Annotated in this window: 21 protein-coding genes; 2 read left to right on the top strand and 19 right to left on the bottom strand. The window is 34.0% G+C overall.

Annotated features, from left to right (window positions below; all coding sequences use genetic code 11):
- Nucleotides 1-249 precede the first annotated feature (249 nt).
- The gene (locus tag AC0NBN_RS06530; RefSeq protein WP_160813149.1) at nucleotides 250-2,004 is read left to right on the top strand and encodes a discoidin domain-containing protein; all 1,755 of its coding nucleotides are present in this window, start codon (nucleotides 250-252) and stop codon (nucleotides 2,002-2,004) included.
- Between the two features lie 155 nt (nucleotides 2,005-2,159).
- Here the strand turns inward: AC0NBN_RS06530 and AC0NBN_RS06525 are convergent, their stop codons facing one another.
- From AC0NBN_RS06525 to AC0NBN_RS06490, 8 genes are all read right to left on the bottom strand, one after another.
- Nucleotides 2,160-3,023, bottom strand: a complete 864-nt coding sequence (locus AC0NBN_RS06525; protein ID WP_143884906.1) for an alpha/beta hydrolase — start codon at nucleotides 3,021-3,023, stop codon at nucleotides 2,160-2,162.
- 78 nt (nucleotides 3,024-3,101) lie between these two features.
- Complete coding sequence (locus AC0NBN_RS06520) at nucleotides 3,102-5,345, bottom strand: TonB-dependent receptor domain-containing protein (RefSeq protein WP_160813150.1); 2,244 nt, start codon at nucleotides 5,343-5,345, stop codon at nucleotides 3,102-3,104.
- 341 nt (nucleotides 5,346-5,686) lie between these two features.
- A complete protein-coding gene (locus AC0NBN_RS06515) occupies nucleotides 5,687-6,973 on the bottom strand; it encodes a citrate synthase (RefSeq protein WP_143884913.1) in 1,287 nt (428 codons plus the stop codon).
- Nucleotides 6,974-7,062: 89 nt separating this feature from the next.
- A complete protein-coding gene (gene eno, locus AC0NBN_RS06510; protein ID WP_160813151.1) occupies nucleotides 7,063-8,355 on the bottom strand; it encodes a phosphopyruvate hydratase in 1,293 nt (430 codons plus the stop codon).
- Between the two features lie 185 nt (nucleotides 8,356-8,540).
- On the bottom strand, nucleotides 8,541-9,521 hold the full coding sequence (locus AC0NBN_RS06505; protein WP_160813152.1) for a coiled-coil domain-containing protein: 981 nt from the start codon (nucleotides 9,519-9,521) through the stop codon (nucleotides 8,541-8,543).
- Nucleotides 9,522-9,679: 158 nt separating this feature from the next.
- Nucleotides 9,680-10,468, bottom strand: a complete 789-nt coding sequence (locus AC0NBN_RS06500) for a histidine kinase (protein WP_160813153.1) — start codon at nucleotides 10,466-10,468, stop codon at nucleotides 9,680-9,682.
- A 612-nt stretch (nucleotides 10,469-11,080) separates the two neighbouring features.
- Nucleotides 11,081-11,896 carry a PolC-type DNA polymerase III family protein gene (locus AC0NBN_RS06495; protein WP_160813154.1) on the bottom strand — a complete coding sequence of 272 codons (816 nt, stop codon included), beginning with the start codon at nucleotides 11,894-11,896 and terminating at the stop codon, nucleotides 11,081-11,083.
- A 4-nt stretch (nucleotides 11,897-11,900) separates the two neighbouring features.
- On the bottom strand, nucleotides 11,901-12,533 hold the full coding sequence (locus tag AC0NBN_RS06490; protein ID WP_160813155.1) for a response regulator transcription factor: 633 nt from the start codon (nucleotides 12,531-12,533) through the stop codon (nucleotides 11,901-11,903).
- Nucleotides 12,534-12,754: 221 nt separating this feature from the next.
- Here AC0NBN_RS06490 and AC0NBN_RS06485 point away from each other — a divergent pair, with 221 nt between their 5' ends.
- Nucleotides 12,755-13,171, top strand: coding sequence for a hypothetical protein (locus AC0NBN_RS06485; RefSeq protein WP_160813156.1), 417 nt, complete (start codon nucleotides 12,755-12,757; stop codon nucleotides 13,169-13,171).
- 57 nt (nucleotides 13,172-13,228) lie between these two features.
- Here AC0NBN_RS06485 and rplQ read toward each other — a convergent pair whose 3' ends face one another.
- The 11 genes from rplQ to rpsE form a co-directional block, all read right to left on the bottom strand.
- Nucleotides 13,229-13,756: a 50S ribosomal protein L17 gene (gene rplQ, locus AC0NBN_RS06480; RefSeq protein ID WP_160813157.1), complete on the bottom strand. Its 528-nt coding sequence runs from the start codon at nucleotides 13,754-13,756 to the stop codon at nucleotides 13,229-13,231.
- Between the two features lie 6 nt (nucleotides 13,757-13,762).
- The gene (locus tag AC0NBN_RS06475) at nucleotides 13,763-14,758 is read right to left on the bottom strand and encodes a DNA-directed RNA polymerase subunit alpha (protein ID WP_089745107.1); all 996 of its coding nucleotides are present in this window, start codon (nucleotides 14,756-14,758) and stop codon (nucleotides 13,763-13,765) included.
- A 33-nt stretch (nucleotides 14,759-14,791) separates the two neighbouring features.
- Nucleotides 14,792-15,400 carry a 30S ribosomal protein S4 gene (gene rpsD, locus AC0NBN_RS06470; RefSeq protein WP_143884922.1) on the bottom strand — a complete coding sequence of 203 codons (609 nt, stop codon included), beginning with the start codon at nucleotides 15,398-15,400 and terminating at the stop codon, nucleotides 14,792-14,794.
- 19 nt (nucleotides 15,401-15,419) lie between these two features.
- Entirely contained in the window at nucleotides 15,420-15,809 is a 390-nt protein-coding gene (rpsK, locus tag AC0NBN_RS06465) for a 30S ribosomal protein S11 (RefSeq protein WP_048504755.1), read from the bottom strand.
- A 12-nt stretch (nucleotides 15,810-15,821) separates the two neighbouring features.
- Nucleotides 15,822-16,199: a 30S ribosomal protein S13 gene (rpsM, locus tag AC0NBN_RS06460; protein ID WP_076444023.1), complete on the bottom strand. Its 378-nt coding sequence runs from the start codon at nucleotides 16,197-16,199 to the stop codon at nucleotides 15,822-15,824.
- Nucleotides 16,200-16,208: 9 nt separating this feature from the next.
- A complete protein-coding gene (gene rpmJ, locus AC0NBN_RS06455; RefSeq protein ID WP_007839480.1) occupies nucleotides 16,209-16,325 on the bottom strand; it encodes a 50S ribosomal protein L36 in 117 nt (38 codons plus the stop codon).
- Nucleotides 16,326-16,434: 109 nt separating this feature from the next.
- Nucleotides 16,435-16,650 carry a translation initiation factor IF-1 gene (gene infA, locus AC0NBN_RS06450; RefSeq protein ID WP_029297754.1) on the bottom strand — a complete coding sequence of 72 codons (216 nt, stop codon included), beginning with the start codon at nucleotides 16,648-16,650 and terminating at the stop codon, nucleotides 16,435-16,437.
- Between the two features lie 3 nt (nucleotides 16,651-16,653).
- Complete coding sequence (secY, locus tag AC0NBN_RS06445) at nucleotides 16,654-18,033, bottom strand: preprotein translocase subunit SecY (RefSeq protein ID WP_089745109.1); 1,380 nt, start codon at nucleotides 18,031-18,033, stop codon at nucleotides 16,654-16,656.
- A 9-nt stretch (nucleotides 18,034-18,042) separates the two neighbouring features.
- Nucleotides 18,043-18,492 (bottom strand): 50S ribosomal protein L15, encoded by a 450-nt coding sequence (gene rplO, locus AC0NBN_RS06440; protein WP_143884923.1) that lies wholly within the window; start codon nucleotides 18,490-18,492, stop codon nucleotides 18,043-18,045.
- 19 nt (nucleotides 18,493-18,511) lie between these two features.
- Nucleotides 18,512-18,688, bottom strand: coding sequence for a 50S ribosomal protein L30 (gene rpmD, locus AC0NBN_RS06435; protein ID WP_007839493.1), 177 nt, complete (start codon nucleotides 18,686-18,688; stop codon nucleotides 18,512-18,514).
- An 11-nt stretch (nucleotides 18,689-18,699) separates the two neighbouring features.
- Nucleotides 18,700-19,221, bottom strand: coding sequence for a 30S ribosomal protein S5 (rpsE, locus tag AC0NBN_RS06430; protein ID WP_034678028.1), 522 nt, complete (start codon nucleotides 19,219-19,221; stop codon nucleotides 18,700-18,702).
- Nucleotides 19,222-19,238: the final 17 nt, after the last annotated feature.

The following is a 19,238-nucleotide window of genomic DNA, read 5'->3' as shown; positions in this document are numbered from 1 at the left end:
TTTTTGAAAAAGAAGGTTTCAATGAACTTTAGGAGAATGTTTTTTTTCTTCGGTGTCAAGTTCGTTGGTAAGCTTAATTTGTTTCCACTACTGCAGTGTCTCATCCTCGAACCGCAAATCCTTTCGTATGGCGGATAATAAAGAACTCATCGTAGATACAGTAGGTCTAATTATACAAAATTTCACATTCATAAAAACAACATTCATCAAAAAAGTTAAGTACTTTTGTGATTCATGTAAAACAGACAGATGCAGAAATATACTTTTTTAGTTGCCGTTTTTTTAGGATTAATGGTCAATGCACAGCAAAAAACCTATTGTAATCCTATCAATATTGATTATGGCTATACGCCTTTTGAGGTTTTTTCAAAACAGGGAAAACACCGCGCAACAGCAGATCCGGTAATTGTAAATTTCAAAAAAAAGCTTTTTCTTTTTTCAACCAATCAGGAAGGATACTGGCATAGCGACAATATGCTCGACTGGAAGTTTGTGAAAAGAAAATTTCTGAGAGACAACAAATATACACACGACCTCAACGCTCCCGCAGTCTGGGCAATGAAAGATACTTTATACGTTTATGGTTCAACGTGGGAATCAGATTTTCCGATCTGGAAATCTACCAATCCTACTGTGGACGACTGGAAAATTGCAGTAGATACTTTGAAAGTCGGAGCCTGGGATCCCGCTTTCCATTATGATGAAGACAAAAATAAACTCTATCTTTATTGGGGATCCAGCAATGAATGGCCGCTTTTGGGAACAGAGGTTAAAGTAAAAACTTTGCAGTCTGAAGGTTATGTAAAGCCAATTTTAAGATTGAAACCGGAAGATCACGGATGGGAAAGATTTGGCGAATACAACGACAATGTTTTCCTGCAGCCTTTTGTGGAAGGAGCATGGGTAACCAAGTACAAAGACAAATATTATATGCAGTATGGTGCTCCTGCAACGGAATTCAGCGGTTATTCGGACGGAGTTTATGTTTCCAAAAATCCTTTGGAAGGCTATGAATATCAACAGCACAATCCTTTTTCTTATAAGCCGGGAGGTTTCGCAAGAGGAGCAGGACACGGAGCGACATTTGAGGATAATTTTAAAAACTGGTGGCACGTTTCAACTATTTTTATTTCCACTAAAAATAATTTTGAAAGACGTTTGGGAATATGGCCTGCAGGTTTTGACAAAGATGATGTAATGTACACCAACACTGCTTATGGCGATTATCCTACTCTTCTTCCGGAATTTGCTCAGGGAAAAGATTTCTCGAAAGGGCTTTTTACAGGGTGGATGCTGCTCAATTACAATAAGCCGGTTCAGGTTTCATCAACTTTAGGCGGTTACCACTCCAATTTTGCGGTGGATGAAGATATTAAAACCTATTGGAGCGCAAAAACAGGAAATTCCGGAGAGTGGTTTCAGACAGATTTAGGTGAAGTTTCTACCATCAATGCCATTCAGATCAATTATGCCGATCAGGACGCAGAATTTATGGGAAAAACGGAAGGAAAAATGCACCAGTACAAAATCTGGGGTTCCAATGACGGCAAAAAATGGAAAATTATTGTTGATAAAAGCAAAAATACCAAAGATGTTCCGCATGATTATGTAGAACTGGAAAAACCTGCCGAAGCAAGATACTTAAAAATGGAAAACCTGAAAATGCCTACCGGAAAATTTGCATTAAGCGGTTTCAGAGTTTTTGGAAAAGGAAAAGGTACAAAACCTTCCAAAGTTCAGAATTTTGTTCCGCTAAGAGCTGATCCTAAAAAATATGGCGAACGAAGAAGCATCTGGATGAAATGGCAACAGAGTTCCGATGCAGACGGATATGTAATTTATTGGGGGAAATCTCCTGATAAATTATACGGAAGCATTATGGTTTACGGTAAAAATGAATATTTTTTCACCGGAGCCGATAGGGTAGATTCATACTATTTCCAGATCGAAGCTTTCAATGCCAACGGAATTTCTGAGAGATCGGAAGTGATGAAATCTGAATAGTTTTTTGAAAAATTAATATTTAATGCTATTTAAGATGAGATTAAAGACAAGTTATAGTTGCTAGTCAATTTTTAATCTTATAAATTTTCGAACTCACATTAATAATTTAAATTAAGAATAGTGTTATTACGCCTTGAAAAGTTTTCAAGGCGTTCTTATTTGATGTTTGCAAGAAAAATATCAATTCTATCAATTAAGAATGAAGTATTTTTTTCATTTTCCCAATCGAGATGACCACCGGAAAATTCGAAAGACTGATTGTAAACTTTATTTTTGTTTAAAACCGAATCCAAAACAGTTTTTTGTGATAATGGAATTATTTGATCACGGTTTCCATAAAATGAAATTGTTGGCGGCGACTTTTCACTAATCCAAAAGATCGGGTTGGGAATATCTTTGTTCGTTAAATCTTTTGGAACAGACGCAGATAAATCAATCATCCTGTTTTTAACAAAATAATAATCGGGATAAGCTTCAAAATTTTTATCATACAAATCAGAAGGCCCAACAATATTAACGATTGCTTTTATTGAATAGTATTTTTTAGGATACATAAAATCGTTATAACCGTACAGCATTGAAAGATGTGCTCCTGCGCTATTGCCAAGTAAAATAAAGTCAGGATTTATCTTTAATATTCTGCATTTTTCAGTTAAAAGACTGATTGAATGTTGAATATCATCAGTTTGATTGGGCAAAATAAAGGTATTATTGTTTGCCAATCTGTAATTGATATTCGCAAAAGCATAATCGGGAAATTTTCGCATCAGTGAATACATGAAAAAATTAAGTTGAGATTTATTTCCTGCTTTCCAGCCTCCACCGTGAACGATGACGAAAATACCTTTTACAGAGTCTTTAGTCAAAGGAAAATACCAGTCTAATTTTTGCAAAGAATTATCTCCGTAGGAAATATTTGTCTCTTTGTTGAAAATAATATTATTTCCGAGATCAAAATCTTTCTTTTTGCATGAAAAAGATATAAGGATTATAAATGCAAGCTTCAACAAGTTATTCATTATAATAAAGATAAAAAAACCTGCCGGTTTCCCGACAGGTTACGATACAAAATAAATATATATGAAAAATGATTGTTTTTATCTTGTTCTGCTTTTGATTGCATCTGAAGCACCTTCAATGTCTCTCACTTTTTTCACTTTCTGATTTCCAAAGTTGTAAGTAATGCTGAATGTTCCGCCTCTGTTGTATCTGTTCTGGTGAATGTAATTGTAATTTCCGTTAGCCTGAATATCTTCTATTTCTACAATATTGGTATTGAGAATATCCGTCAGATTCAGCGCAAAAGTCCAGTCATTCCAGTTTTTCTTGATGCTCACATCCAGACTCATTAAGTTTTTAAGCAAACCCAGCTCAATTTGCTGCTGATCTACAAAGAAATAATTAACTCCCAAAAACCAGGTTTTCTTTTTATCCAGACGAAGTGTATTGTTCGACTGAATCACAAGACTTGAAGAGCTTCTGTTATTGACATACGTATCGAAAACCCCACCCGTCGTAGGATCTGTATTGAGTGTTCCGTTGTTGATGTTATGCTGCATCCCGATATTAAAGTTCATCGTAAGATATTGCTTGAAAAAAGTTTTCTGCATTCCCAGCATGGCAGACATCTCTTGTCTGTCTCCGAAATTGGTTCTGATATAAGCAAGCTGTCTGTAAGTAACACCGTCTCTTACAATATCTCTCTGAAGCGGAACCTGTGTGATTACATCTTTCAGGTAAGAATGATTCAAAATCAGGAAGTAAGAGTTTTTAAACATATAAGTGAGTTCCTGGTTATATGTAGAAGAAGCTTTTACAAAAGGATTATTCTGGGTGTAATTATCCTGCGTCAGAATATTTTTTACCGGATTCAGTTCCCAAAAACTCGGTCTTCTCATTCTGCTGGAAAATGCATAAGAAATATTATTTTTATCGTTGATCGCATAATTAAAGCTTAGATATGGTAAAAGATTATTATAATTCCGTTCAAATTCCTGCATCGGCACATTCGGGACTTCAGAAGTTCCCATACTTCTCGTAATTTCATATCTTGACCCAACTTTACCTGATAGTTTATCAGAAAATTTCTTTTCAAAGGTAAGATAAGCTCCGTAAATCTTTTCGTCATAAATGAAATGGTTGAAATCTGGTCTTTCATTGATTAAGCTTCCGTCTTTATAATAATTAAAAAAGTTTTTAGTATCATTATCTGTTTTTGTCATGTTGAAATTACCCCCTACGGAAACAGTAAAATCATTTTTAAACTTTTTGATGTAATCAGCCATTCCCGAAAAATTATTAATGATCTGCGGAATTTCCTGCAATACCTGTTGGCGAAAAACAGTAAAATTATTGTTCTCATCCAGTCCCAATGTTCTGTTGTCTGCATTCTGAAATCTTTTATAATTAAGATAAGCTGCGTTTAAATTTAATTTACTTCCCAACGAATCTGTTTTGAGTTCGTAATTCAGATTCACAGAATTATTATAAGATCTTGCATTTTCAATATTTCTTGAATTGGTGAGTTCCCGACTATTCAAAACACCGTTTTCGTCGAACATGGTAAGTGTATTGATAAGATTTACACTAGAATTGTAGCTTCTGTTTGCCCAGGTGTTCCATGAAAGTGCAAGATTGCTATTGTCATTCAATTGATAATCAAGATTGAGATATCCTCCAAGATTTTTGTTAGGATCATCAATATCTCCCACAGATTCGTTTTGAATCATACTCGTTCCGTTTTTCAATGTATATCGCTGCGGCTGAATATTGTCGCCGCCATTCAGATTGGCACTGATTCCCAATTTATCTTTTCTGTAATTGGCTGAAAAGCTTGCAGAACTTCCGTTGTATTTATTCTGTGTATTTGCCATTCTCATGTTTCCGTTCAGCCCGTCTCCCATTTTCTTTTTAAGAATGATATTGATGATTCCGTCGGAAGATTCTACCTGAAATTCACTTCCCGGTACTGTAATTACCTCAATTTTCTGGATATTTTCAGCAGGCATATTTTTCAGAAACTGCGTAAGAGATTCTGCATCCATATTAGATTTTCTGCCATTGATGTAGATAAGCGCATTATTTTTTCCTGCAATCTTTAACGTTTTATCATCTGTTGTAGATAAAAGAGGAGTTTGTCTTAAAAGATCAAAAGTAGTATTACCTTTGGTTACAGGAGAAGCGGCTACATCATATACAAAACGGTCACTCTGTTTTTTGAATACCTGCTTTTTGATAACGACTTCTTCTATCTTTTTTGTTTCTAAACTATCAGTTTTTTTCTCCTGAGCAAAAGTAAATCCGGTAAAGAAAATGGCTGCTATGAGTAATTGAGTTTTCATATATGTAGATTTTTGTTTTTAAATTTTCCTGAAAAAGACTTGCTTACTAACATACAATCATCAGAAGCTTGTATTTGTTATTAATTTACATTGCAAAGATATATTATTTTTTTAGTATCATGCAATACAAAGTAGTAAAAATGTCTTACACCGCCTTTTAGTTAGTTGATTAACAGTAATTTATTTTTAAATTAAAATTTTCACCTCTTTACATAATTAGACAACTGAACTAGCAATTTTGTTACAGATAAGTATAAAAAATTTTCAATTAGTAAAATTGCAATAAAAAAATCCCAAAACTTTTCAGCTTTGGGATCATATTTTAATCAGATAAAAGAATATTATCTGTTGGTAATATCAATGTAATCTCTTTTTTGAGCTCCTTGATAAACCTGTCTTGGTCTACCGATTGGATCTCCTTTTAATCTCATTTCTTTCCACTGAGAAATCCATCCCGGAAGTCTTCCTAATGCAAACATTACCGTAAACATTTCGGTAGGAATTCCTAATGCTCTGTAAATAATTCCTGAATAGAAATCTACGTTTGGATAAAGTTTTCTTTCTACGAAATATTCGTCTTCCAAAGCTACTTTCTCCAGCTGCATTGCAATGTCAAGAGCTTTATCCTGAATGCCTAATGCGTTAAGAATATCATCAGCTGCTTTCTTGATAATTTTTGCTCTAGGATCGAAATTTTTGTATACTCTGTGACCGAATCCCATCAAACGGAAGTTGTCATTTTTATCTTTAGCTTTTTCAACCCATTTATTTACATCTCCACCGTCTTTTTCGATCAGCTCAAGCATTTCTATTACTGCCTGGTTTGCTCCCCCGTGAAGTGGTCCCCAAAGTGCAGAAACACCCGCAGAAACAGAAGCAAAAAGACCAGTATGAGCAGAACCTACCATTCTTACAGTAGATGTAGAACAGTTTTGCTCATGGTCAGCATGAAGGATTAATAATTTATCTAAAGCATCTACAACAACCGGATCAATTTCAAATTCCTGATTCGGCATTCTGAAAGTCATTTTGTAGAAATTTTCTACATAATTTAAGCTGTTGTCTCCGTGGTTTAATGGTAATCCCTGAGTTTTTCTGTAAGTCCATGCACAAAGATGAGAGAATTTAGCAATCATCAATTCAGCTGCATGATCCATCTCCTCTTTAGAATTTACATTGACTGCTTTAGGATTGAATGCAGTTAATGCTGAAGTAAGGGAAGATAAAACTCCCATTGGGTGAGCAGAACGAGGAAAAGCATCAATGATTTTTTTCATTTCCTCTGCTACAAAATTATATTTTTTTATATTTCCATTGAAATTGTCAAACTGCTCTGTTGTAGGCAACTCTCCATGAAGCAAAAGATACATTACTTCCGTAAAGTTAGACTTTTCTGCAATCTGCTCAATAGGATAACCTCTGTAGAACAATTCTCCTTTGTCTCCATCAAGATATGTAATGTCGCTTAATGTAGCACCAGTGTTTTTGTACCCTAAATCTAAGGTAATAAGACCTGTCTGGTCTCTTAATTTTGAAATATCTATTCCTCTGTCTCCGATTGTACTATCCACGATTGGATATTCATAAGAATTACCGTCGTAATTTAATATAACTTTGTTGTCTGACATTATATAATTTATTTTTCTTTAAATATACTACTTATTATAAAATACGGCAAACAAAAAAATCGCTTGCCGTTATTTATAAATTCAATGAATTATCTTTTGATTTTGAAAGCATCTAAGCCCGGGAAAACAGCTGTTTCGCCAAGAGCTTCTTCAATTCTGAGCAATTGGTTGTATTTTGCCATTCTGTCTGATCTTGAAGCAGATCCTGTTTTAATCTGACCGCAGTTCATCGCTACTGCAAGATCAGCAATTGTAGAATCTTCTGTTTCACCTGATCTGTGGGACATCACAGATGTAAACTTGTTATGCTGAGCCATTTGTACCGCTGCCATTGTTTCAGAAAGAGAACCAATCTGGTTTACTTTTACTAAAATTGAATTGGCAATTCCTTCTTTTACTCCTCTTGCCAGTCTTTCTACATTGGTAACAAATAAATCGTCTCCCACCAACTGTACTCTGTCTCCGATTTTGTCGGTAAGCATTTTCCAGCCTTCCCAGTCATTTTCGTGCATTCCGTCTTCAATAGAGATGATAGGATATTTCGCCGCCAATTCTGCAAGATAAGAAACCTGCTCACTGCTAGAATATTGAGCTGCATCTGCTGTCTGGAATTTTCTATAATCATAAATTTCATCCTTATAGAATTCTGAAGCAGCGCAGTCTAATGCGATCATTACATCATCTCCCGGTTTGTAACCTGCTTTTTCGATTGCCTGAAGCAAAGTATCCAAAGCATCTTCAGTTCCTGCAAAAGTCGGTGCAAAACCTCCTTCATCACCTACAGCCGTAGACAGACCTCTTGAGTGAAGAATAGATTTTAAATTATGGAAAATCTCCGTCCCTTTTCTTAAAGCATGAGAGAAAGAATCTGCTTTTACCGGCATTACCATAAATTCCTGAAATGCAATCGGCGCATCTGAGTGAGAACCACCATTGATTACATTCATCATCGGAACAGGAAGCGTGTTGGCGTTTACACCGCCTACATACTTGTACAAAGGCATTCTCAATTCCGTAGCTGCTGCTTTTGCTGCTGCTAAAGAAACACCAAGGATTGCATTGGCTCCGATATTTCCTTTATTGTTTGTTCCGTCTAAATCAATCATAATCTGATCAATTAAATTCTGATCAAAAACAGGAAGACCCACCAATTCCGGTGCAATTACTTCTCTTACATTTTCCACAGCTTTGGAAACACCTTTCCCCATCCATTCTGAACCGCCATCACGCAGCTCAACTGCTTCATGTTCTCCTGTTGATGCTCCTGAAGGAACTGCAGCACGACCCATCGCACCACTTTCTGTAAATACATCAACTTCTACTGTAGGATTTCCTCTTGAATCCAAAATCTGTCTTGCTTCTATGTAAGAAATGTAACTCATTGTTTGTTTTTTTATAGTTTAGACAAATTTAATGATTTTTTGAGTTTTAACATTATTTGAACAAGTTTAATTGAATTTTTATGAGTTAAATTTTAGTTAATACCATAATTCAAATAAGTTTAAAATAAAATTCTCCATATAGTTTCGATACGGAGAATTGTGATACTAAGTAACTCTTTTTATATTTAAGATAAAATTTCCAAAGCTACTGCTTGTTCCATTTCATCTAATGCTTTTTTCCTTTCTATGCTTAAGCTTTCCAATGACTGTTGAAAAGGTTCTAATATTTTCTGCAGATCTGAAATCAGTTTGTTTAATTTTTCCTCCTCAATTTTTAATTGTTCGAGTGCACCATTATTTTTCAACTCCGTAATAGTTCCTTTACATTCTTCAATAGATTTCTCTATGTTTTTTTTCACAGGTTCTACATTACCCAAAATTTCACTTTGTGCTTTATCAAACTGTTCGTTTAATAATTGAACCTGTATATATTTCATTTTTCCTTCGTATGCGACGGTATGATCATTAATCTTTTGCTGAATATGTGCTATCTTTTCATTACTGTTCTCAATATTATCTTCAGATTCATCATAACTGATATTTGTAATCACTAATGTATTGAAAGATATCTCCTTGAAAACTACTGTCACTTCAGGAATATTAAAAATAATATCTTTAGTTTTCATTGTTACTTCGGGAATTTTTGTAGACATACACTTTCTTTCCATTGTAATTTCAGGAACCGATATAATAATAGGAGTCCATTTAGTAGTACAATCCCAAAACTTAGTCTTAATTCCCAGACGCCATTTAATCTGCCATTTACATGTTGTTTCTGGTTTCTCACCAACTTTTTTAGGAACCATTTTTGTCTTAGGCCAATCAAAGCATATTTCTCTAAGATTCATGGTTACTTCCGGAATATCAAAGGAAAACCTTTGTGACTTCATAATAAACTGTGGGATCGGCAAATCAAAAATTATTTTTTTCCATTCAAAATTATATTGATAATTTCCGTTCTTAATTTTAAACAGTGTATTATTATCCTGTAAAATCTCACTGTCATCCTGAAGATTTGAAACTTCTTTAGATATATCATTAGTAAGTCTTTTCAATTCTGCTTCAAATTCTTCTGTCAGTTTTTTAATTAATTCTTCTGCGTTCATTGTAAATTTAATTTTAGTATTAATAAAATGGTTATTAGTTTTGTTATTTCAAATTTCACACTTAAAACTTCGCCAATCAATTACACAAACGGGTGAATTTTAAAACAGAAAAACAACACCTTAAAATGATGTTGTCTGATTTCAATATTTAAAATTTGCTACAAATCTATTCTGAAAAGCAAATTCGTTCCGTTTTCTATGGTGACTTCGCAGTGACCGTTTTGTTCCTGCATTCTTCGTTTCATATTTCGAAGTCCGTTGCCCTCTGATTTTTGTTGGTTAATTCCTATTCCGTTGTCGGAGATTTTCATCATGAATTTTTTGCCTTTCTGGATAAATGACAATTTAATATTATCGGATTGGCTGTGTTTATAAGCATTGTTTAAAGCCTCTTTAAGACACAAAAATAAATTTCGCCTCTGTTCTGTAGAAATAATGGTCTTAGAAACTATACTGTTATCTTCTTCAACAATTAAATTGATTCCGGATTTTTTCAAAAAGTTTTGTGCGTACATTTTTGCGTAATCTATGAAGCTTCCTAAAGTATCATTTCCTGAATTTAAGCTCCATAGCATTTCCCTCATAGATACGTTCATTTCTTCAGATGTTTTCAGCAACTCGTCTATATCTGCAATAAGATTTTTGTCTTCTGACTTTTGTTTTAAAAACTCTGCCTGAAGTTTTAATGCCGAAATTCCCGCACCAAGATCGTCATGCATATCATGGGAAATTCTTTCTCTCTCTGCTTCTATGGATTTTTGTTTTTCCAGTTCTTTTTGGAGGAGCTGGTTTTGATGTTCGGATTCTTTGAGTTGCTGCTCTTTGTGGTAGAGAAGTTGTTTTCGGTTGTATGTAATAACTATAAATACAACAAAAATAACCAAAATCATAACCAGCAATACCGCTATTATGTAAGTTAATTTTATTTCATCTGGTAAAGATTTCATCTTTTGAGTTTCTATATTTTGTTAATCCTACATAAAATAATGTATACACCATGATATTAATTATTAATAACACGCTTTTTAATAATTTCAAAAATTGTTTATCTTGTTCATCTAGTAAATACATAGGAATTATTCTAAAAAGAAAAAAACAACTCCATATTAAGATTGATGCGGAAATCCAGAATAGCGGTTCACTTGTAATCCTTATTTCAGAAACATTATTTAATTTTAAATTAATCCAATACAATGAATAAAAAATATTGGTTATACAATAAAGGATGGCAAGATTTAAGTTGTATTTATCAAAATAAAAATAATGGCTTGTGAATATCACACATAGTAGTGTAACAATTAAAATAAGTATTGGTAAAACTTTGCTTTTTAAATAAGGCAGATAAAATATTCCAAAAAAAAATATATTAAATAAGTTGAGATAATTGTATTGAATTGCTTTTGAATTAATAATATTCAGTTCGGAAAGAAAATCAATTAAAAAGTTAACAATCAAAAAAACAAAAAAATAATTTTGAGAAAAAAAAATATTCTTTCTCAAAATTATTATTGATTTCAGAACAGTAATAAAAAAAACAATATAATATAGTTGAATTAGCATTATGGTTCTAAACTACCTTGGTCGTAATAGGGAAAATTTAAATTTAAGTATTGTCCAGTAATGTCTATTGGTATTGATGATAAATAAAAAGATTCTACTTCTACATGTTTATGCTTTCTTAAACCAAAACAAAAATTGAAGGCAATTTTATCTACGTCTTTATTTAAACAACCATTCAAATAATTTCTTACTCTGTCAATATACTTTTTTACTTTAGGTAATTCATACTGTATGTAACTAGGTACATATTTATCTTTTGAACTATTTTTCATCGACTGCCCTAAGCAGCTTTGCAAAAAATCATTGTGACATTTATCCAAATCAATATTAATTGGATACTCATCTTTCATATTAAATAAAAGAAATGTTTCATCTTTATTTTGTTGTTTATCCGAAAAAGTTACAATTGCATATATTTTATTAACAAAAGAATTCAAGCTTGATAAATCTTCTTGAGATATATCTTCTATCTCGAATTGATTTTGTTCCATTTGCAAAAAAGAAATATTTACAAAATCAAATCCGCGCTGAATATAATTATTGACTAACTTTTCATATAATTCATAATATATAAATAGATTGGATTCTATATTAGGTAATTTAATCCCAAAACGACTTGCATCCAATTCATACATATCATCTGGTATTGGATCATTAATTATCTTAACATAATTTTCAGCATTAATATGGTTTCTAATCTTGATGCTTAAAAAAATTTCAAATTTATTTTTATTTGGTAGATAAATTATTTCACCCAATTTTTCCTTAGATATTAATTCTCTTTCTGCTTCACAATCAAAGTCTTTTTTCTTCATGATTTTAGTTTTTGAAATGGTTAAATTTATTAATAGCCTCCACCTTGTTATTCACGTGGAGTTTTCTGTAAATGTTTCCTACATGTTTTTTGACGGTATCAATACTAATAAATTTTTTATCGGCAATTTCTTTGTACAGTAAACCTTCAGCTAGAAGTTCCAAAACTTCTTTCTCTCTTTCCGTAAGCTCGTCCCATTCCTCTACTTCTGAATGTTTTCTTTCAAAATGGCTGAGAACTTTTCGGGCAACTGCGAAACTCATCGGAGCACCGCCATTATACACATCACGAATTGACGAAAGAATTTTATCCATGCTTTCGCCTTTTACAAGATACCCCATTGCTCCGGCTTTAAGCGAGCTAAAAATTTTTTCGTCATCTTCAAAGCTGGTACACATAATAAATTGAGTATTTGGAAGTTCTTTTTTTATTTTAGAAATCACATCAATTCCTAACATATCCTGAAGCTGAATATCCATCATCACAACATCAGGAGAAAGACCAAATAATTCATGTAAGGCTGTTTTGCCATCAAAGAACTGAGCAACAACCATCATGTCATCCTGATAATTGATGACTTTCTTCAACGCATTGTTGTAGTTTTTTTCGTCTTCTACTATGGCTATGGAAATACTCATGTTTACGGATTTCTTTAGAACAAATTTCAACAGAAAATTGAGAAGAGTCAATTACACTTTCGGGTAATTGCTAATTTTAATAATCGTTTTAATGGTTTGTTTTTTGTTTTTATTAAATTTAAGAAATTTTTCAGAAACAAACCTTTATCAATATAAATTTATAATGAATTTGATACATCTGAAACATCCTAGAAAATAAAATTTAAAAAACATTTTAATTTATGAAAATACATCAATTGGCTATTGCCTGTATTATCAGTGTTACATTATTTAGCTGTAAAAAAGAAGGCAATAAAGGCATTATGAAAAGCGATCAGGAAATAATTCTCGCAGATAATGGAAAGCCCGATTCTACTATATCCTACAACGTAGATGTGGACGGAAATAAATCTATTAAAACAGATTATGTTTACAGAGCGACCGACGGCACTTTGGTAAAAGTAGTTTTCAATTATGATTCTGCACACAGGAACATATCTATAAGAAGCAACAACAAAACATTTATTCTTGAAAAAACCGAAGCGAAACCTAATGAAACTATCTACGAAAAAGATGACATGAAAGCTCTGGTAAAAGGAGACAGCTTAATTCTTCACCAAAGCAGTAACATTATTGAACTGGTAAAAACAAAAATATAAGAATAAAAAAAACCGCTCAGTAATCTGAACGGTTTTTTTATTATCTGTAGGAATTTACTATTCTTCAGTTTTTTCCTCTGTAGAATCCGTAGTTTCTGCTTTAGGCTCTTCTACTTTTTCTTCTACTACAGGAGCTTCAGCAACTACAGCTTCTTTTTTAGGAGCTGTTGCAGATCTTCTGCTTCTTCTTGTAGTTTTCTTCTCTTCAGCATTAGGATTGTAAAGCTCATTGAAATCAACTAACTCGATAAGAGCAGTATCTGCAGCATCACCAGGTCTGAAACCAGTCTTGATGATTCTCGTATAACCACCGTTTCTTTCAGTGATTTTCGGAGCTACAGTTCTGAATAACTCAGTAACCGCTTCTTTATTTTGAAGATATGAAAAAACAATTCTTCTGTTGTGAGTAGTATCTTCTTTTGCTTTAGTTAACAGAGGCTCAACATATACTCTTAAAGCCTTAGCTTTAGCAACAGTAGTGTTGATTCTTTTATGCTCAATTAGAGAACAAGCCATATTAGAAAGCAAAGCACTTCTGTGAGAAGCCGTTCTTCCTAAGTGATTGAATTTTTTACCGTGTCTCATTATTAATTATTTATCAGCGTCTAATTTATATTTTGCAACGTCAAAACCGAAGTTAAGACCTTTTGAATGCACCAATTCTTCTAGTTCTGTCAAAGATTTTTTACCAAAATTTCTGAATTTCATCAAATCAGACTTACTGTAAGAAACTAGCTCACCAAGAGTTTCTACTTCAGCCGCTTTCAAACAGTTAAGGGCTCTTACGGAAAGATCCATATCTGCTAATTTAGACTTAAGAAGTTGTCTTGTATGAAGAGTTTCTTCATCATATTGAATAGATGCTTTTACAGCTTCAGTTTCCAACGTGATTCTCTCATCAGAGAAAAGCATGAAGTGATAAATTAATATCTTTGAAGCTTCAGTTAAAGCATTCTGAGGACTTATTGAGCCATCAGTTTCTATATCTAATACCAGTTTTTCGTAGTCTGTTTTTTGCTCTACACGGTAATTTTCAATACTATACTGTACTTTTTTGATCGGCGTAAAGATAGAGTCAATAGCAATAGTTCCCATAGGAGCATTGTTTGACTTGTTTTGTTCAGAAGGAACATATCCTCTTCCCTTTTCTATGTTGAACGTAATTTCAAAAGTAACATCAGAATTCAGGTTGCAGATCAATAAATCAGGATTCAAGATCTCAAATCCGTTGATTGATTGTCCTAAATCTCCAGCAGTAACAGCAGTTTTTCCTGAAACTTTAGCAACAACCTGCTCAGAAGCCTGGTTTTCTGCTGTAGCTTTAAGTCTTACCTGCTTAAGGTTAAGAATAATTTCAGTAACATCTTCAATTACTCCCGGGATAGTTGAAAATTCGTGCTCTACACCTTCTATTTTGATAGATGAAATAGCGTATCCTTCCAGAGAAGAAAGCAACACTCTTCTCAAAGCATTACCGATTGTAAGCCCGAAACCTGGTTCTAGAGGTCTGAATTCGAATTGACCTTTAAATTCATCAGAGTTAAGTAGGATTACTTTATCGGGTTTTATGAATTGTAAAATTGCCATATTGTTGGGTTGAGCAAAAATTTGATTAAAAAATTATTTAGAGTAAAGTTCGACGATCAACTGTTCTTTGATGTCCTCCGGAATCTGGATTCTGTCCGGAGCAGAAATGAAAGTACCTTCTTTCTTCTCGTCGTTGAATTGTAACCACTCGTAGTTTGCTTTTGAAGCCAATGCATCAGCAACAACTTCTAAAGATTTAGATTTTTCTCTTACTGTGATTACATCACCAGCTTTTACTAAATAAGATGGAATGTTCAGAATTTCACCGTTCACAGTAATGTGTCTGTGAGAAACTAATTGTCTTGCTCCTGCTCTTGTTTTAGCAAAACCTAATCTGTAAACCACGTTGTCTAATCTAGACTCGCAAAGCTGCAAAAGAACTTCACCGGTTACACCTTTACTTCTGTGTGCTTTTTCAAAAAGATTAGCAAACTGTCTTTCTAAAATACCGTAAGTATATTTAGCTTTTTGTTTTTCAGCTAACTGAATTGCATATTCTGATTTCTTAGCACCTCTTCTTTTGTTAGGACCATGCTGTCCTGGCGGTTGGTTTTTTCTTTTTTCGAAGTTTTTGTCATCTCCGTAGATTGCAGCACCAAACTTTCTAGCAATCTTAGTTTTAGGTCCAATATATCTTGCCATAATGGGTAAATTCTAAAAATTAAACTCTTCTTCTTTTTGGTGGTCTACAACCATTGTGTGGCATAGGAGTCACATCAATGATTTCGCTGACTTCAATTCCTGAATTGTGAATAGTTCTGATTGCAGATTCTCTACCTGCACCAGGACCTTTCACATACACCTTTACTCTTCTAAGACCAGCTTCGTGAGCAACAGCAGAGCAATTTTCAGCTGCCATTTGAGCAGCAAATGGAGTATTCTTTTTAGAACCTCTGAAACCCATTTTACCGGCAGAAGCCCAAGAGATAACCTCTCCGTTTTTATTTGTTAAAGAAATGATGATGTTATTGAAAGAAGCCTGAATGTGCGCCTCACCAATAGCTTCAACTTTTACTTTTCTTTTTTTAACTACTTTAGTTTGTTTTGCCATAATTCCTAACGATTATTTACTTGCCTTTTTCTTGTTAGCAACTGTTTTTCTCTTTCCTTTACGGGTTCTAGAGTTGTTTTTCGTTCTCTGGCCTCTTAAAGGTAATCCTAGTCTGTGACGTATTCCTCGTTGGCATCCTATGTCCATCAATCTCTTGATGTTCAATTGCACTTCAGATCTCAATTCTCCTTCCACTTTAATGTTTTCAGAGATGTATGTTCTGATTGCAGCCAATTCATCGTCATTCCATTCGTTGACTTTCTTGTCTTCGCTGATACCGGCAGCTTTAAGGATTTCTGAAGAAGTGCTTCTTCCGATTCCGTAGATGTAAGTTAAACCGATAACGCCTCTTTTGTTTTTTGGTAAATCAATACCTGAAATTCTCGCCATAATTTAATTTTAGCCTTGTCTTTGTTTAAATTTTGGGTTTTTCTTGTTGATTACAAACAGAACGCCTTTTCTGCGAACGATTTTGCAATCAGCACTTCTTTTTTTAATTGATGCTCTAACTTTCATTTGATAGTATTTATTTTTTACTAATGATAAAAATCCGAAGATTTTAATTTAGCATTTATTTTTCAACAATAGCCAAATGGAAACTTCAGAATCCATTTGGCATTTGTTTTTAGTATCTAAATGTGATTCTCCCCTTTGAAAGATCATAAGGAGACATTTCTAATTTTACCTTATCTCCAGGTAACAGCTTAATGTAATGCATACGCATTTTACCGGAAATATGAGCAATAAGCACATGCCCATTCTCCAACTCTACACGAAACTGGGCGTTGGAAAGAGCTTCCGTTATCACGCCATCCTGCTCAATATGTTTTTGTTTTGCCATAAATTAATATCCTGTCGATCTTGATAATTTTGACTGCATTAAGCCATCATAATGATGATTCAGCAGATAAGTGTTAATCTGTTGAACAGTATCAAGTACTACTCCAACCATAATTAGCAACGATGTACCCCCGAAAAACAGGGCAAACGCATCTGTCTGAACAAGACTTCCATGCACTATTGCCGGAAGGACTGCAAAGATAGATAAAAATATTGCACCTGGCAAGGTAATTTTTGATAAAATATCATCAAGGTAATCTGCAGTCTCTTTACCAGGTCTTACTTTAGGTACCAAACCACCGTTTCTCTTAAGATCATCGGCCATCTGGTTTACCGGAATTGTAATTGCGGTATAGAAAAATGAGAAGATAATAATTAATAAAGCAAACAATACATTGTATTGCCAGCTGAATACATTTTTAAAACCTGCAAGAAAAGTATTTGATTCATCAAACTTTGTTAATAATCCCGGTACGAACATCAATGCCTGAGCAAAGATAATCGGCATTACACCGGCAGCATTTACTTTTAATGGAATCCACTGTCTTGCTCCCTGCATAAGATTTCTGTTTACACCTCCTCTTGCCTGAGCTCTGCTCACATACTGGATAGGTATTTTTCTTACAGCAACAGATAATACTACTGCTAAAAGAACCACCAACATCCAGAATATAACTTCAACAAGAATCATGATAGAACCTAGTCCTCCTTTTCCGTTTTGTACTGCAACTTCCTGTACAAATGCTTCTGGTAATCTAGACAAAATTCCAACCATAATAAGGATAGAAATACCGTTACCGATACCTTTGTCTGTGATTTTTTCACCTAACCACATTGCAAATACTGATCCTGCAACCAAGATTACAATACTCGGTAACCAAAACATTACTGAGTTCGGATCAATAAGATAAGCAGACTGGAACTGAGCATAAGGTAAAAATAACCCTGTAATAGATCCAAGATACGAAGGCGCCTGTACAAGACAAACACCAATAGTTAACCATCTGGTAATCTGATTAAGAGTATTTCTTCCTGATTCTCCGTCTTTTTGAAGTTTCTGAAGATAAGGAATTGCCATCCCCATCAACTGAACAATAATAGAAGCAGAAATGTAAGGCATGATTCCTAACGCCATTACAGAAGCATGACTGAAAGCCCCTCCTGTAAACGACGAAAGCAAGCCAAGGAGACCTGCTCCTTGCTTGTTACCGCCCTGACTTTTATAATGCTCTAAGAGATCTCCCACCTCTGCAAGGTTAATTGCAGGAAGAGAGATAAAAGATGCGAATCTATACACAAGGATAATACCTAAAGTAAATAGAATTTTATCTCTAAGTTCCTTAAGGCTCCAAATATTTTTGAGGGTTTGTATAAATTCTTTCATTAGTAATTATTATAAGGTAATTGCTTTTCCACCTGCTTTAGAAATTAATTCTTCAGCAGATTTAGTGAATTTGTCAGCAGAAATTGAAACCGCAGATTTCAATTCTCCTCTCCCCATAATTTTCACTAATTCATTTTTAGAAGCTAATCCGTTTTGTACCAAAACTTCTTTTGTAATATCTCCTGTAATAGATTTATTCTCAATTAAAGTCTGAATACTGTCTAGATTAATTGCTCTGAATTCTTTTCTGTTTACGTTTTTGAAACCAAATTTAGGTAGTCTTCTCTGTAAAGGCATCTGACCTCCCTCAAAACCGATCTTCTGAGAATAACCAGCTCTTGCTTTCTGACCTTTGTGACCTTTCGTAGAAGTACCACCTTTTCCGCTACCTTGTCCTCTACCAATTCTTTTTGAATTGAAAGTAGATCCTGCAGCTGGCTTTATGTTGTTTAAATTCATTTTAAAATTATTTTAAAAATTATTTCTGAACTTCAAGTAAGTGACTAACTGCAGCTATCATTCCTAAGATAGAAGGAGTAGCTTCGTGCTCTACAACTTGGTGAAGTTTCTTAAATCCTAATGCTTCAAGCGTTCTCTTTTGGGTTTTTGTTCTACCAATAGCGCTTCTTACTTGTTTTACTTTAATTGTTGCCATTGTTTTAATTATTAACCGTTAAACACTTTAGTTAGAGAAACTCCTCTCATTCTTGCGATTTCTTCTGGTCTTCTGATGTCTAACAATGCTTTGAAAGTTGCTTTTACCACATTGTGAGGGTTTGAAGATCCTTTAGATTTTGAAAGGATATCGTGAATACCAGCAGATTCTAGTACCGCTCTTACCGCACCACCGGCGATAAGCCCTGTACCATGAGAAGCAGGTCTCAAGAAGATATCTGCACCACCGTATCTAGCAGTAGTCTGGTGAGGAATCGTGTGGTTCATTACAGGAACTTTTACTAAGTTTTTCTTAGCATCTTCTACCGCCTTAGCAATAGCAGAAGCAACTTCCTTAGATTTTCCTAAACCAAAACCGATAGTTCCAGCTTCATCTCCTACCACAACGATAGCAGAAAAACCGAAAGCTCTACCTCCTTTAGTTACTTTTGTTACTCTATTAACAGCTACGAGACGATCTTTAAGTTCTAATCCTCCCGGTTTTACTCTTTCTATATTATCTAGTCCTAACATATTTCCGAAATTTAATG

It is taken from the genome of Chryseobacterium sp. L12 (assembly GCF_056133985.1).
Note: the sequence above shows the minus strand (reverse complement) of the source record. Positions and strands in the feature narration are given on the sequence as shown.